This window comes from Enterococcus moraviensis ATCC BAA-383 (genome assembly GCF_000407445.1).
GTDB lineage: Bacteria > Bacillota > Bacilli > Lactobacillales > Enterococcaceae > Enterococcus_L > Enterococcus_L moraviensis.
The window spans coordinates 457,949-474,196 of record NZ_ASWB01000001.1 but is presented as its reverse complement, the minus strand read 5'-3'; the positions used below and the strand labels follow the sequence as shown (position 1 = coordinate 474,196).

15 protein-coding genes are annotated in these 16,248 nt (G+C 35.8%); 14 read left to right on the top strand and 1 reads right to left on the bottom strand.

The features are described from left to right. Positions 1–25: 25 nt before the first annotated feature. Positions 26–301: an acylphosphatase gene (locus I586_RS02225; protein WP_010764800.1), complete on the bottom strand. Its 276-nt coding sequence runs from the start codon at positions 299–301 to the stop codon at positions 26–28. Positions 302–418: 117 nt separating this feature from the next. Here I586_RS02225 and I586_RS02220 point away from each other — a divergent pair, with 117 nt between their 5' ends. The 14 genes from I586_RS02220 to I586_RS02155 all read left to right on the top strand — a co-directional run bounded on the left by I586_RS02220 (position 419) and on the right by I586_RS02155 (position 15,878). Further along, positions 419–1,192: a TrmH family RNA methyltransferase gene (locus tag I586_RS02220; protein ID WP_010764801.1), complete on the top strand. Its 774-nt coding sequence runs from the start codon at positions 419–421 to the stop codon at positions 1,190–1,192. A 167-nt stretch (positions 1,193–1,359) separates the two neighbouring features. Further along, positions 1,360–2,121, top strand: coding sequence for a carbonic anhydrase (locus I586_RS02215; RefSeq protein WP_010764802.1), 762 nt, complete (start codon positions 1,360–1,362; stop codon positions 2,119–2,121). A 256-nt stretch (positions 2,122–2,377) separates the two neighbouring features. Further along, on the top strand, positions 2,378–3,166 hold the full coding sequence (gene rpsB / locus I586_RS02210; RefSeq protein WP_010764803.1) for a 30S ribosomal protein S2: 789 nt from the start codon (positions 2,378–2,380) through the stop codon (positions 3,164–3,166). A 352-nt stretch (positions 3,167–3,518) separates the two neighbouring features. Beyond that, positions 3,519–4,400 carry a translation elongation factor Ts gene (gene tsf, locus I586_RS02205; protein ID WP_010764804.1) on the top strand — a complete coding sequence of 294 codons (882 nt, stop codon included), beginning with the start codon at positions 3,519–3,521 and terminating at the stop codon, positions 4,398–4,400. Positions 4,401–4,535: 135 nt separating this feature from the next. Continuing rightward, a complete protein-coding gene (pyrH, locus tag I586_RS02200; RefSeq protein WP_010761216.1) occupies positions 4,536–5,258 on the top strand; it encodes a UMP kinase in 723 nt (240 codons plus the stop codon). 2 nt (positions 5,259–5,260) lie between these two features. Continuing rightward, positions 5,261–5,818 (top strand): ribosome recycling factor, encoded by a 558-nt coding sequence (gene frr, locus I586_RS02195; protein ID WP_010764805.1) that lies wholly within the window; start codon positions 5,261–5,263, stop codon positions 5,816–5,818. A 217-nt stretch (positions 5,819–6,035) separates the two neighbouring features. Continuing rightward, positions 6,036–7,502, top strand: a complete 1,467-nt coding sequence (locus tag I586_RS02190) for an ABC transporter permease (RefSeq protein WP_010764806.1) — start codon at positions 6,036–6,038, stop codon at positions 7,500–7,502. Positions 7,503–7,515: 13 nt separating this feature from the next. After that, positions 7,516–8,190: an ABC transporter ATP-binding protein gene (locus I586_RS02185; protein ID WP_010764807.1), complete on the top strand. Its 675-nt coding sequence runs from the start codon at positions 7,516–7,518 to the stop codon at positions 8,188–8,190. Continuing rightward, positions 8,183–9,745 carry a PASTA domain-containing protein gene (locus I586_RS02180; RefSeq protein WP_010764808.1) on the top strand — a complete coding sequence of 521 codons (1,563 nt, stop codon included), beginning with the start codon at positions 8,183–8,185 and terminating at the stop codon, positions 9,743–9,745. The genes I586_RS02185 and I586_RS02180 overlap by 8 nt, the downstream gene beginning before the upstream one ends. Positions 9,746–10,007: 262 nt before the next feature. Next, positions 10,008–10,811, top strand: coding sequence for an isoprenyl transferase (locus I586_RS02175; protein ID WP_010764809.1), 804 nt, complete (start codon positions 10,008–10,010; stop codon positions 10,809–10,811). Continuing rightward, positions 10,808–11,608, top strand: coding sequence for a phosphatidate cytidylyltransferase (locus I586_RS02170; protein WP_010764810.1), 801 nt, complete (start codon positions 10,808–10,810; stop codon positions 11,606–11,608). The genes I586_RS02175 and I586_RS02170 overlap by 4 nt, the downstream gene beginning before the upstream one ends. Before the next feature lie 58 nt (positions 11,609–11,666). After that, on the top strand, positions 11,667–12,821 hold the full coding sequence (locus tag I586_RS02165; RefSeq protein WP_010764811.1) for a 1-deoxy-D-xylulose-5-phosphate reductoisomerase: 1,155 nt from the start codon (positions 11,667–11,669) through the stop codon (positions 12,819–12,821). Positions 12,822–12,823: 2 nt separating this feature from the next. Further along, positions 12,824–14,092 carry an RIP metalloprotease RseP gene (gene rseP, locus I586_RS02160; protein ID WP_010764812.1) on the top strand — a complete coding sequence of 423 codons (1,269 nt, stop codon included), beginning with the start codon at positions 12,824–12,826 and terminating at the stop codon, positions 14,090–14,092. A 73-nt stretch (positions 14,093–14,165) separates the two neighbouring features. Next, positions 14,166–15,878: a proline--tRNA ligase gene (locus I586_RS02155; RefSeq protein WP_010764813.1), complete on the top strand. Its 1,713-nt coding sequence runs from the start codon at positions 14,166–14,168 to the stop codon at positions 15,876–15,878. Positions 15,879–16,248 lie beyond the last annotated feature (370 nt).

The following is a 16,248-nucleotide window of genomic DNA, read 5'->3' as shown; positions in this document are numbered from 1 at the left end:
CGAGTAAGATTCTTCTTAGCTTAAATCAATTTGTAACTTTGAAGCTGGTATATTCTTCTATAAAAGGATCATCTTGAATAGCCACATAGGTTACACGCCCAGCAGGACTCGGGGAATCTTTGATTTTCTGGATAAATTTCGTCATGATTTCATCGTCGCCAAGAGCCTCAATTGAAACAGAACCGTCATCTTCGTTACGAACAGTACCGTAAATACCTAATTCATCTGCAACCATTTTAGTCATATAGCGAAAACCGACTCCTTGAACACGTCCTTGCACATTCATGCGGACTTTCCTCATTGTTGAACACCTCGCTTTTTATTAAATTAATGATAGCGATTTTTTGATCATCTGGCAAGCAACTAGTGACTGTCTGATTAAAAAAATCATGGTATAATAATAAAGTGAGGTGTAGAAATGAAAGAAATTTTATCGACAAAAAATTCAATGATCAAAGAATTAAAAAAATTACACAAGAAAAAATATCGAGAAGAGAACCAACAATACATAATTGAAGGGTTTCATTTGATAGAAGAAGCAGTTAATGCTAATGCTAAAGTTAAATGGGTTCTTTTTAATCAGCGTGGACAATTAGAATGGTCTGCGTGGCTTGACGATCAGCCGCAAGAGCTATTGGTTTTTGTTTCCGATGAGGTTTTGGTATCTTTATCAGAATTACCGACCCCTCAAGGAATAATCGCTGTACTTGAAATGCCTGTTTACGATGAAAATCTACATTTAGGGGGTAGTTGGTTACTTTTAGATAATGTCCAAGATCCTGGAAATGTTGGAACGATGATTCGAACAGCGGATGCTGCAGGTCTTTCCGGTGTAATTTTAGGCGAAGGTAGTTCAGATATATATAATAGTAAAGTCCTTAGAGCTATGCAAGGAAGTAATTACCATTTACCCGTTATTCGTAAGTCTTTAGAGGACATCATCGATAATTTCAAAGAGAGGGATATTCCCATATATGGTACAGAGTTGAATCCGGAAGCGATTTCTTATACAAACGTATCAAAAGTAAAAGAGTATGCGCTGATTATGGGAAATGAAGGACAAGGAGTTTCGCAGAAGCTTCTAGAAAAGACGGATCAAAATATTTATATTCCGATTAAAGGAAAGGCAGAGTCGTTGAATGTAGCGATAGCAGCAGGAATCCTTATGTACCACCTTGAATGTCATGAATAAAAAAATGAAATTTTTTTGAAGTTCTATTTGAAAACCAGTACTGTATACTGTATAATAGTGGAGCCGGCAAAGTAAAAGAAATAGATATATCTATTAAAAAAAACTATTTTATTCAATGAACTTGGCTTTTATACTAAGTGCATTAAGGTTGAAAGAAGGACACATATATGAAAAAGAAGTTACTGATTTCTGTGGTATTTTCATCACTATTATTTGTAACGGCTTGTACACAACAAGCTAAAACTGAGACGAACGAAAGCTCTTCACACACACAAGAGAGCGCACACAAAAAGACTGCAGGTCATTTTGAATATGATGAACAAGAAGACTGGGAACAAGTTGCAGGGAAGATGCAGTCTCCAATCGATTTGCCGACTGCTGATGTAGAAAAAATGACAGATGCTGGAGCAATCGAGTTAGATTATAGTACTAAAATTTCCAAAGCAGAAAATAATGGTCACAGTATTCAAGTCACCGACTCAGGCACGGCTACAATAAACCAAAGAACATTTACCTTAACACAGTTTCATTTTCACGCACAAAGTGAACATACTGTAGACGGTAAACATTACCCATTAGAAGCTCACTTCGTGAATCAAGCACAAGATGGACGTTTAGCTGTAATTGGCGTATTCTTTGAAGAAGGTTCTGAAAATAAAGGCTTTCAAGAAGTAATTGATGACGTATCTGACGGAAAAAATACTGAGATTTCAAATATTCAAACAATGTTTCCAGAAAATATGAGCTACTATCATTATTTAGGTTCTTTAACTACACCGCCATTGACTGAGAATGTTGAATGGTACGTTTTAAAAAATCCAGTACAAGTATCGAAAGAACAAATCAAAAAGTTCCAAGAATTTTACGATCATAACAACCGTGAAGTTCAACCGTTAAACGAGAGAGTCGTTCTTGAACATAATGAATAACATCATATAAAGAAACAATTTCTTAGGCTGAAAAAGTAAACCCTACATCAGGATTTATTTTTTCAGCTTTTTTTTCTAAAAAAAGTCGTTGAGATGGTTGAAATCAATTGGATAATAATGTATACTAGACAACGGTGTGAAAACACTAAATCCACATCCGGATTTGATTTGTAAGGCGGTGCTACTTTTAGTAGTTCCTTATAAAGATGATAACTGGAGAGGGAACAAATAAAAACCAAATTGGAGGAAACAAAAAATGGCAGTAATTTCTATGAAACAATTACTAGAAGCCGGCGTACACTTTGGACACCAAACTCGTCGCTGGAACCCAAAAATGAAGAAATACATCTTCACAGAAAGAAACGGAATCTACATCATTGACTTACAAAAAACAGTTAAATTAGTAGATGCTGCTTACGATTACATGAAAAATGTTGCTGAAGATGGCGGCGTTGCATTATTCGTAGGAACTAAAAAACAAGCACAAGAAGCGATCAAAGACGAAGCAATTCGTTCAGGTCAATACTTTGTTAACCACCGTTGGTTAGGTGGAACATTGACTAACTGGGATACAATCCAAAAACGTATCAAACGTTTGAAAGATATCAATAAAATGGAAGAAGATGGAACTTTTGATGTCCTTCCTAAAAAAGAAGTTGTTGGTTTAAACAAACAACGTGAACGTCTAGAAAAATTCTTAGGTGGTATTCAAGATATGCCTAGAATTCCAGATGTAATGTACATTGTTGACCCTCGTAAAGAACGTATTGCTGTTCAAGAAGCTCAAAAATTGAACATCCCAATCGTAGCGATGGTTGATACAAACTGTGATCCAGATGAAATCGACGTAGTAATTCCATCAAATGATGATGCAATTCGTGCGGTTAAATTAATCACTGCTAAAATGGCTGATGCTTTCATCGAAGGAAACCAAGGTGAAGATCAAGCTGTAGAAGAAATCTTTGTTGAAGCAGCACCAGAAGCAGCAACTTCAATCGAAGAAATCGTTGATGTTGTTGAAGGCGCAAACGATTCAGCAGAATAATATGAAATAACGGAGCTGTCTCGAAGGCTAGGCGAAAAAAGCCTGATTCTCCTTTGAGATAGCTTTTTTAAAACGAATTTTAGAATTCTCATTATCTAGCTTCAAGAGCCAAACTCTCGGAAAAAAGATAAAATATAAATGAGGCAAAAAACACCTCAGTTATATTTTCCTATTTTTCTGTCAGAGCTGGACGAGCCCGCTATGCTTTTAAAACTATCTAGCTATGCAGGCTAACCCTTTGGAAAAAAGATAAAAATGGAGTGAGACAAAACGCGTCTCAATCAATTTTTCCTGTTTTTCAGTCAAGGTTAAACGAGCCTGCTACGCTTTTAAAAATTAGGAGGAACAAAAAATGGCAGATATTTCAGCAAAATTAGTTAAAGAACTACGTGACATGACTGGTGTCGGTATGATGGATGCAAAAAGAGCATTAGTAGAAGTAGAAGGTAACATGGATGCAGCTGTTGATTACCTACGTGAAAAAGGAATGGCTAAAGCAGCTAAGAAAAATGATCGTGTTGCAGCAGAAGGTTTAGCAAACGTTGCATCAAACGGTAACTTTGCAGCAATCGTAGAAGTAAACTCAGAAACTGACTTTGTATCTAAAAACGAAATGTTCCAAGACTTAGTTAAAAAAATTGCAACTGAAATTGCTACTAACAAACCAGCGAACATGGAAGAAGCATTAGCTCTTAAAACAGATAAAGGTACGTTAGAAACTGAATTAATCGAAGCAACTACTGTTATCGGTGAAAAAATCAGCTTCCGTCGTTTTGAACTAGTTGAAAAAGACGATAATGCAGCATTTGGTGCTTATTTACACATGGGTGGACGTATTGCAGTATTAACTGTATTAGATGGAACAACTGACGAAGAAGTAGCGAAAGACGTTGCAATGCACGTTGCAGCTATCAATCCTCGTTATGTAAACGAATCTCAAATTCCACAAGAAGAATTAGAACACGAAAAAGCTATTCTTTCTGAGCAAGCATTAAACGAAGGTAAACCAGCAAATATCGTTGAAAAAATGGTTGTTGGACGCTTAAACAAATTTAAAGCTGAAATTTCATTAGTAGATCAACCATTCGTTAAAGATCCAGATATGACAGTTGAAAAATTTGTTGCTTCTAAAGGCGCAACAGTTAAATCATTCATCCGCTTTGAAGTGGGCGAAGGAATTCAAAAACGTGAAGATAACTTCGCGGATGAAGTAATGAGCCAAATTAAAAAATAAATCTGTTACTTCTGTAACAGTTGGGAACGCATTAAGATGCGCTCCCTTTTTTTAGGCAAATCAAAAGAAATAGACTGGCAGATTGCCTATAGTATGTTAAAATGTTCTTAGACAAATGGTGGAGGGAAATTAAAAATGGTAAAACCTAAATATCAACGTGTTGTATTAAAGTTAAGTGGCGAAGCTTTGGCCGGAGAAGAAGGGTTTGGAATTAAACCTCCAACAATCAAGGAAATTGTAGAAGAAATCAAAGAAGTTCATGAATTAGGCATTGAAATGGCAATCGTTGTCGGCGGTGGAAATATCTGGCGTGGACAAATTGGTGCCCAAATGGGAATGGAACGTGCTCAAGCTGACTATATGGGAATGCTTGCGACTGTAATGAATGCTTTAGCGCTACAAGATACATTAGAAAATTTAGGTGTTCCAACTCGTGTGCAAACGTCGATTGAAATGCGTCAAATTGCAGAGCCATATATCCGTCGCCGTGCAGAGCGTCATTTAGAAAAAGGACGTATTGTCATTTTTGCTGGCGGAACAGGAAACCCATATTTCTCAACAGATACAACTGCAGCGTTACGCGCAGCGGAAATTGATGCAGATGTGATTTTAATGGCTAAGAACAACGTTGATGGTGTATACTCTGCCGATCCTAAATTGGATGCAAATGCAGTCAAATTTGAAGAATTAACACATTTAGATGTGATTTCAAAAGGATTGCAAGTAATGGATTCAACAGCAAGTTCATTAAGTATGGACAATGATATTCCGTTAGTCGTTTTCAATTTAAACGAAACAGGAAATATTCGTCGTGCATGCCTAGGTGAAAATATCGGGACAACCGTAAGGGGGAAATAAAAATGAGTGGAACTGTATTAGCAACAGCAAAAGAAAAAATGAGTAAAGCAGAACAAAGTTTACAACGTGAACTTGGTCAAATCCGCGCAGGACGTGCCAATGCAAGCCTTTTAGACCGAATCCAAGTGGATTACTACGGCGCACTTACGCCAGTTAACCAATTAGCTGGAATCAATATTCCAGAAGCGCGTGTTTTAATGATCACGCCATTTGATAAAAATTCATTAGAAGATATCGAAAAAGCAATTCAAGCGAGTGATATTGGCATCAGCCCAACAAATGATGGTACAGTCATTCGTTTAGTCATTCCGCAATTAACAGAAGAGCGTCGTAAAGAATTAGCAAAAGATGTGAAAAAAGCTGCAGAAAATGCTAAAATCGCTGTACGTAATATTCGTCGTGATGCGATTGATGAATTAAAAAAACAACAGAAAAATAATGAGATTACTGAAGATGAACTACGTAATCTAGAGAAAGAAGCTCAAAAATTAACAGATGATAGTGTGAAAAATATTGATGCTATCACTTCTGAAAAAGAGAAAGAGCTTTTAGAGGTATAATAAAAAAACAATAAGCGGAAAAACCCCACTATTTTTAGTGAGGTTTTTTTGTTTTTTCATAATAAAGTTGTTATTTTAAAAATCAAAATAAACAATTATAAAATTATAATCTATTAAAATTGTAAGATTAGCCTACTAAGGAAAAAACAGCTTGTTTATCGTGAAGTGTTATGGAATAATGATATTAGTTATATTTTTCTTAAAAGGAGATGAGAACGTGAATTTTATTAAACGAGCATTATGCAGCGTCACTCGAAAAAAAGGAAAGTCACTTATTTTATTTGCAGTGATATTTGTATTAGGGAATGTTATCGCAGGTTCGATTGCAATTCAGCAATCTACTCAAAATGTTGAAAAAAGTGTTAAAAAACAGTTAGGTGCTATGGCAACTGTTCAACTTGATTACGAAAATAATCAAGAAGAATTTGCAAAAGAAGATCTTAAAATTGACCAACTTAAAGTCGATTTGATGAAAAAAATTGGAGAGTCTCCTTATGTAAAATACTATGATTATAATGCAGTAAGTTACTCACAAACAAAAGATCTTAAAAGTGCCTCTATGGATTCAGAAGAATCTGGTGGAATGATGGAAGGTTTTACATTAAAGGGGTCAAACTATCATAAAATTGTAGATGTTGAAGAAAAGAATATAAAAGTCGTAGATGGTAAAGTGTTCACGCAAGAAGACATTGATAATGGTAAAAATGTTGGACTGATTTCGTCAAAAGTGGCAGAAGAAAACGGCTTGTCTGTTGGAGACCAAATGGTGATGGACACTCGGGGATATGATTATACTGAGAGTGGTGAAGAGAAGGAACTATTTAAGATAGATGTTCCAATCCAAATCATTGGAATTTTTGAACCAACCACTGTAGAAATGAAAGACAAAGAAAGTAAAAAAGAGGAAGATCAAGACATGAATCAGCAATTCATGTCGCTACAACAACTCAATACTGTTTATTTGCCAAATAAGACAGTGCTCGAAATCAATAAAGACTACGAAGACAAATTAAAAAAAGTTGCACCTGATAGTCAATTTGTGACAGAAGAAGACCAAGAAGAATATTATACGCCAATTTATGTATTGAAAAGTCCAGATGATGTAGAGGCTTTCAAACAAGAAACGCAACCCCTTTTACCAAAATTATACACGGTGAAAGCATCAACTGATCAATACGAACAAATTGGTGGTAGCATGAAAAAAATGTCTCAAATCTCAGGGTATGTTGTTATGATTGCTGTTATTGCAACATTATTGATCATTTCTCTTGTGGTACTGTTGTTTATGCGTGATCGTAAACATGAATTAGGTATCTATTTATCATTAGGAGATAAACGTAGCCATGTTATGGGACAAATTATTATCGAAATGTTGATCATTAGTGGAATTGCCTTGATACTCTCTTTGATTACAGGTAATTTCTTAGGGAAATTAGTTTCAGAATCGTTATTAAATAGTGATATATTGAGCACTACAACGAATCAAATGGATATGTTTATGACTATGGATGGATTAGGATCTACTGATCTAACAAGCGATGATATCATGAACGCTTATGAAGTGAAATTCTCATTAGGCTATATCATCACCTATCTCGTTGTTGGCTTAGGTACAGTGTTATTAGCAGCAATTTTACCATTACTATATATTGTTCGCTTGAATCCAAAGAAAATTATGATGTAGGAGGTATGTGAAAATGGCAATATTAGAAACAAAGAATCTTAGTTATTTTTATCAAGATGGCGATCAGCGTCGTTTTATTTTGAAAGATACTAGCGTTTCGTTTGAAAAAGGGAAGTTTTATACCATTTTAGGACAATCAGGGTCTGGAAAAACAACATTCCTTTCGTTGATTAGTGCATTGGATACTCCTAAAGAAGGTCAAGTATTATTAAATGGACAAGATATTAAAACGATCGGCTATGAAAAATATCGCCGTGATGATATTAGTATCATTTTTCAAAGTTATAATTTGGTTCCTTATCTAACTGCATTAGAAAATGTCTTGGTAGCAATGTCGATCACAGATAATGAACTGCCACCTAATCAAAAAGAAGTTGCTTATAACCTTTTAGATTATATCGGAATTACAAGTGAGAAAGCGGATCGACTTGTAAATCAACTTTCTGGGGGAGAACAACAGCGTGTGGCAATTGCGCGCGCTTTAGCAACAAACGTGGATGTTATTCTAGCCGATGAACCAACGGGAAACTTAGATGAAGGAATGGAACAAGAGATTGTTGATATTTTTCATAATCTTGCCAAAGTTCATAATAAATGTGTCATTGTTGTGACGCATTCAAATGATATTGCGGCACAATCTGATGAAACCTATTACCTGAAAAAAGGTGTGTTAAAAAAATATGAGTGATTTTTTATCCAATTTTAGCGGAGATAACTATGAGAAAACTCGTCAGCAAAAAAATGAGCAAAGAGAGAAATTAAGCAAAAAAGAATCAACAAAAAAAATGAAGACTGAAAAGCCTTTATTAAATCAGAATGACTCATTTTCATCAAATGAAGTTCATTCAAACGTTGTTCCAGGACCTAAGAATAGCCCTGATAATGTACCGAAATCTCCTGAAACAAGAACCCAACCAGAAAAGTCAGAAGAGTTGATTTATACAAAGAAACGTATCAAAAAGAAAAAAACTGAACCAAAAAAAGAAATTGTAACTGTTGAACCAATCACTGCAACAAGAAATCAGTCAAAAAATCCAGAAGAAGTGATTGAAACTGATCCAACATATAAAAAGAAAAAAATAAGAAAATACACTCTTATTGCTCTTATAAGTATATTGTCCGTTTCTCTGCTCTATTTTGGGTATTATCAATTAACACATGTGGAAGTACCGAATTTTGAAGGAAAAGAATTGGCAGAAGTACGTGAGTGGACATCCGAAAATGGTGTCAAACTTCAGGTAGAGCAAAAATATGATTTTGATAAAGCAGCCAACGCAGTCATCCATCAAAATGTGAAGAATAAAAAGATTAAAAAAGGAAAAGAATTAGTCGTTGATGCAAGTTTAGGCCCGGATCCGGATGAAGGGATAGCTTTAGCTGATTTTAAATCAATGAAAATCAAAGATGCAAAGAGTTGGATAAGTGAGAAAAAAGCAGAAAATCTGGCGATTATTGAAGAATATAGTGACAAAGTACCAGCCGGCGACTATATAAAATTTGAAATAACGAATAAAGATGTCAAAGCTGAAAATTATAAACGCAAAGATAAAGCAAAAGTGTATTTTTCAAAAGGAAAAGAAGTGTTTGAAAAAGACATCTCAGTACCTGATTTTACTGGTAAAGCAAAAGATGAAGTGACAGAGTGGGCTAAGAAAAATGACATCACGCTGAAAGTTGATGAAGCAGATTCAGATAAAATCGAAAACGGGAAAGTCATTTCACAAAATATTGGAAAAGACACCAAAGTTGCCAAGAAAGATTCAATGGCGATAACTGTTTCAACGGGGAAAGCGATGATTGTTCCAGATTTTTCACAGTTTACATCAGAAGAAGCAGATGCAAAAGCGAACGGACTGCAAGTGCAAGTGAAACAAGTCTTTAGTGATGATGTTCCTTACGGTAGATTTATAAGCCAATCGGTAGAAATTGGGAAAAAATATACTGAAAAAGATGAAAAACCTGTGATCCAAGTGGTTTATTCTTTCGGAAAACCTTATATGAAAGATTTACGTGATAATACCTTAGAAGGAGATCTTCAAAAGATTTTTTATGATGAGTATCAATCAAAAGGAGCGAATATCACGTATCAAGTTTATTATGTTGACTCAACAGTAACCAAGGGAACCGTTGTCAATATGAGTCAATACAATGAGTTTCTTCCAACTAATTCTGTTGTTCAAATCGGCATTAGTAAAGGGAATTTAAAACCTGATGATACTAAATCTACTGCTAAAGAAGATTAGATCGATCAAAAAAATGAGTTAAGTGATCTTTTTAGAAAGTACAACAAAACGCTGTTGGTTTTTGTTGCACTTTCTTTTTTTGACATAGAAATATTTTTATGTAAAATAATAGATTGTAACAAATTATGTTGGATTAGTGCGTTAAAATAGTAAATAGTGTACTAAATTATTAAATAATATCGAAAATCTTTTCATTTGCATAGGCATTTCTATAAGATATTGCTATAATAGTCTAGACAGATTTTTGGAATGGAGGGAAAATATGTTACGCTTTTTTCCACAAAAGAATAAGTACATACAAAAAGAGAGTACATTTACATTTAGTCATGAAGGTCCACTTCCAGGACATGTAGCAATAATTATGGATGGAAACGGTCGTTGGGCTCAAAATCGACGTTTACCTAGAATTGCTGGACACAAAGAAGGTATGAATACTGTAAAGAAAGTGACAAAGCATGCGAGTAAATTAGGGATCAAAGTTCTGACTTTATATGCATTTTCTACAGAAAATTGGAAACGCCCAACGGATGAGGTTAGCTTTTTGATGCAGTTGCCCGTTGATTTTTTCGACACATTTGTACCGGAATTAATCAAAGAAAATGTGAAAGTGCAAGTAATGGGCTATAAAGAGTTTTTGCCTGCACATACACAAGACGCTGTAGACCGAGCAATTGAACAGACTAAGAACAATACTGGGATGGTTTTAAATTTTGCATTAAACTATGGTTCAAGGGCTGAAATTTTAACTGCAGTCAAAGAAATAGCAACAAAGACAGCGAATCGCGAGCTGTCACCTGAAGACATCACTGAAGCCACAATTGCGGATCATTTGATGACTGGCTTTTTATCAAATGAGTTAAGAGATCCTGAATTGTTGATTCGAACGAGTGGCGAAGAAAGAATCAGCAACTTTTTACTTTGGCAGATTGCGTATAGCGAATTGTTTTTCACGGATGCTTTGTGGCCCGATTTTAATGATGAATTATTAGAGAGTGCTTTAGCATCGTTTCAAAATAGAAACCGCCGTTTCGGTGGGTTAAAAGAAACAGAGGAGGAAGAAAAATGAGACAGCGCGTTATTACAGCGGCGGTAGCATTAGTAGTGTTCATACCTATCATTTGGTACGGTGGGTTTGTTATTGAGCTTGCGGCAGCGGTATTGGCAGTCGTAGGTGTTTATGAATTATTTAGAATGAAAGGGTTGGAGATAGCCAGTTTTGAAGGTGTACTTTCAGCCTTGGGAGCAGTATTTTTGGTGTTGCCAAAAGACCAATGGTTTTTCTTTTTACCTGAAAAAGCCGATAATTTTATTTTATTTTATCTAACAGTCATGATTCTATTAGGCGGTTTAGTTGCTTCAAAAAATATGTATACGATCTCTCAAGCTGGATTTCCAGTGATTACAAGTTTATACGTGGGCGTTGGGTTCCAAAATTTTGTGAGTGCTAGACATACAGGGTTTGTTGTTTTACTTTATGCACTATTCGTTGTGTGGTCAACAGATATTGGTGCCTATTTTATCGGGAAACGTTTTGGTAAAAGAAAATTATGGCCAGAAGTTTCGCCGAACAAGACGATTGAAGGATCATTAGGTGGGATTTTAAGTGCAGTTGTCGTTGCATTTTTATTCTTGATATTTACACCGAATAAAGAGTTATTTGCTTACAATCTTCCAATCATGTTAGCTATAACGGTCGTTTTTTCGATTGTTGGCCAATTTGGTGATTTAGTTGAATCATCTATTAAACGACATTATGACGTTAAAGACTCAGGCAATATTTTACCAGGTCATGGTGGAATACTTGATCGTTTTGACAGCTTACTTTTTGTTTTTCCAATTATGCATTTATTCGGACTATTTTAATTTCTAAACAAGAAGGGAAGGTGAAAAACTCTGAATGTTCAGGGTTTTTCTTTTTACTATGAAAAAAATTGCATTATTAGGAGCAACGGGTTCAATTGGCATCAATTCAGTAGATGTTGCGACAGCTTATCCAGATAAATTCAAAATAGTTTCATTGACGTTCCATTCAAATAGCGAAAAAGGTGCAGCCTTAATTGAACAATTGAAGCCTCAATATGTTGGCGTTGGCTCAGAAGAGATGAGAACAATGTTAGCAGCGCGTTTTCCAGATGTAAAATTTGGGGTCGGAGAAGAGGGACTTATAAAAGCGGCGACGCTTGAAGATGTCGATGTTGTTTTAACGGCTGTTACTGGAAGTGTCGGACTAAAACCAACGATGGCTGCAATTGAACGAGGAAAAGATATTGCTTTGGCAAACAAAGAAACACTGGTAATGGCAGGGAAATGGGTCATGGAAGCAGCCCAAAAATACAATGTAAGTATTTTACCTGTCGATAGTGAACATTCAGCTATTTTTCAATGTTTAAATACTCAAGAAAAAGGGAATCTGAAAGAATTGGTCATCACAGCGTCTGGAGGAAGTTTCAGAGATTTAAATCGAGACGAGTTAGAATTTGTTACTTTAGAAGAGGCGCTTAAGCATCCAAATTGGTCAATGGGTAAAAAAATTACAATAGATTCTTCTACAATGATGAATAAAGGGTTAGAAGTTATCGAGGCTCATTGGTTATTTGGCATAGATTATGATAGAATAAAAGTTGTTTTACATAAAGAAAGTATTGTTCATTCAATGATTGTTTTAAAAGACGGTGCGTACTTAGCACAACTGGGGCCAAGTGACATGAGAGAGCCGATTCAATATGCGTTGACTTACCCAAATCGTTTGCCAATCAAAGATGAAAAATCATTCGATCTGACAAAGATTGGCCAATTAAATTTTGAACCAATGGATTTTGAACGATTCCCTATGTTGGAATTAGCATTTACTGTAGGAAAAAAAGGTGGAGGCTACCCAACTGTTTACAATGCTGCAAATGAAATTGCGGCGAATGCGTTTTTAGAAGGTAAAATCTCTTATCTTCAAATTGAAGAATTGGTTCTTAAAGCAGTTCAAAACTATACAGAAGCTAACGAAGTTACTTTGGAAGAAGTGATCGAAATCGATAAACAAACAAGAACTATCGTAGAAAGATGGATAAAGGAAGAAGGTTAGTCATGAAAACAATTATTACATTTATTATTGTCTTTGGAATTCTTGTCTTAGTACATGAATTTGGGCATTTTTTCTTCGCAAAACGTTCAGGTATCTTAGTACGTGAATTCGCGATTGGAATGGGACCGAAGATTTTTGCTCATCAAGGGAAAGATGGCACAACATATACAATTCGGATTTTACCAATCGGCGGGTATGTACGGATGGCTGGTATGGGGGAAGATGAAACAGAATTAGCCCCCGGAATGACTCTTTCTTTGGCGTTAAACGAACAGGAAGAAGTCGTAAAAATCAACACAAGCAAGAAAGTGCAATTGACAAATAGTATTCCGATGGAAATGTTGGAAGCAGACTTGGAAAAGGATTTATTTATCAAAGGATATGTCAACGGTAATGAATCTGAAGAAATCACTTATAAAGTGAATCATGATGCAACGATCATTGAACAAGATGGAACGGAAGTTCGAATTGCACCAATTGACGTACAGTTTCAATCAGCTAAGCTATGGCAACGGATGCTAACAAACTTTGCGGGTCCGATGAATAACTTTATTTTGGCTTTTGTATTGTTTACAATATATGTGTTTATGCAAGGTGGCGTAACCTACACAAATACAAATCTGATTGGTGGTATTCAACCAGATAGTCCAGCAGAAAAAGCTAGCTTGAAAGCAAATGATAAGATTGTATCGATTGATGGAGAGAAAGTCAACGATTGGACTGATTTTACAAAAATTATCCAAGAGAGTCCAGACAAAGAATTGAATCTATTGGTTGAATCTGGTGGTAAAACGAGAGAAGTTGATATTACACCTAAAAGCCAAAAATCAGGTAAACAAGAAATTGGCGTTATCGGAATATTACCACCTAAAAAAACTGGGTTAGCAGACAAACTGCTGGGTGGATTTCAAGAAACGATAAATAATTCTATGCAGATTTTCAAGGCGCTGAAATCATTAGTTACTGGGTTTAGTTTAGATAAATTGGGTGGTCCGGTTATGATGTTCCAGATGTCTTCAGAAGCGTCAAAAGCTGGCTTGAATACAGTGATTTGGTTGATGGCTATGTTATCAGTCAATCTAGGGATCATAAATTTATTGCCAATACCAGCTTTGGATGGTGGTAAAATCGTTTTAAATATTTTTGAAGGACTTAGAGGTAAACCGCTAAGCCAAGAAAAAGAAGGCATACTAACATTAATTGGTTTTGGTTTCATCATGGTATTGATGGTGTTAGTTACTTGGAATGATATTCAACGTTTTTTCTTTTAACATAATTAATTGAAGTTTATAAACGAATCACTTGAGGAGATTCAACAATTCGTCTAAACAAAGGAGAGTTCTAATGAAACAGTCAAAAATGCTAATCCCAACTTTACGCGAGGTGCCAAATGATGCAGAGGTGTTAAGTCATCAAATGCTTCTTAGAGCAGGATACATTCGTCAAGTCTCTGCGGGAATCTATTCTTATTTGCCATTAGCAAATCGAGTACTTGAAAAATTAAAAAAAATCATGCGCGAAGAGTTCGACAAAATTGATGCCATTGAAATGCTGATGCCAGCGTTACTACCAGCTGAATTATGGAAAGAGTCTGGGCGTTATGAAACATATGGGCCAAATCTTTATCGTTTGAAAGATCGTAATGAGCGTGACTATATCCTCGGCCCAACGCATGAGGAAACCTTTACGGAATTGATTCGTAATGAGATAAATTCGTATAAACGTCTACCGTTGAACCTTTATCAAATTCAAACAAAATACCGCGATGAAAAACGCCCTCGTTTTGGTTTGTTAAGAGGTAGAGAATTTATCATGAAAGATGGCTACTCTTTCCACTCTAATGAAGAGAGCTTAGATCAATCATACCGTGACTATGAAAAAGCATATTCTGCTATATTCGAACGTTGTGGGCTTGATTTTAGAGCGATCATTGGGGATGGCGGTGCTATGGGCGGAAAGGATTCTAAAGAATTCATGGCTATTTCTGATATCGGTGAAGACACAATTTGTTTCTCAACTGAAGGTGATTATGCAGCAAACTTAGAAATGGCAACAAGCCTTTATACACCAAAAAAATCACATGAAACACAATTGGATATCGAAAAGGTAGCAACACCAGATGTTTCCTCAATTGAACAAGTTGCATCATTTTTCAATGTTGAGCCACAACGAATCATCAAATCAGTTTTATTTATTGCTGATGACGAACCTGTTTTAGTTTTAGTTCGTGGCGATCATGAGGTCAATGATGTTAAGTTGAAAAACTTTTTAGGTGTGGATTTCTTAGAAGAAGCGACAGATGAAGATGCACGTAAATACTTAGGTGCAGATTTTGGTTCAGTTGGTCCTGTTGAATTATCTGAAGAAGTGAAGTTATTTGCTGATTTACACATCCAAGATATGGCAAATGCTATTGTAGGAGCGAATGAAACAGGATTCCATTTAAGTAATGTGAATCCAGGCCGTGACTTTACACCAATCAGCTATGAAGACTTACGCTTTGTTCAAGAAGGCGATCCATCACCTGATGGAAATGGTATTTTAGAATTTACTAAAGGGATTGAAATTGGCCATATCTTTAAACTAGGAACGCGTTACAGTGAAGCGATGGGCGCAACAGTTTTAGATGAAAATGGTAGAGAGAAACACGTTATCATGGGGTGTTACGGCATTGGTGTCAGTCGTTTACTCTCAGCGATTGTTGAACAAAATATCGATGAAAATGGTATCAATTGGCCAGCAGGAATTTCTCCATTTGATTTACATGTTGTTCAAATGAACATTAAAGATGAGTACCAAATCAAACTAGCTCAAGAAGTTGAAGAAATGATGACAACAGCTGGTTATGAAGTATTAGTCGATGACCGCAATGAACGAGCTGGGGTGAAATTTGCTGATGCTGACTTGATTGGATGTCCGATTCGGATTACAGTTGGTAAAAAAGCTGTCGATGGTGTTGTAGAAGTGAAAATCAAACGAACTGGGGAAATGGTCGAGGTTCGTAAGGAAGAATTGGAAAGTACACTTTCTATCCTATTAAACGCTGACAAAGAATAACATAATGCTATCTATGGAATGGATATATGATCAGATTCCATAGATAGCTTTTTGAATTATTTGCTAGTCTATATGAAACCATGTATTCTAAGAGGGATTTTTGTTTACATTGTGTTTCACTAAAAAAAATAGTATACTTAACTGTGGCGAGGCACTTGGCAGAAATGTCTAAGGGCCTCTTTCTTATCAAGTAAAATACTGGCGTATAGCTTTACTGAACAAGCCCGTTACACTTTTAATGTTATCTAGCTTTGCAGGCTAGTTTCTAAGAAAAAGACTAATTATGATCGAGGTTAAAAAGATGGCCGTCATAAAAAAGGCCTATTTTTCAGTCGAAACGCAACGAGCCTGCTGTGCTTTCAAAATAAGG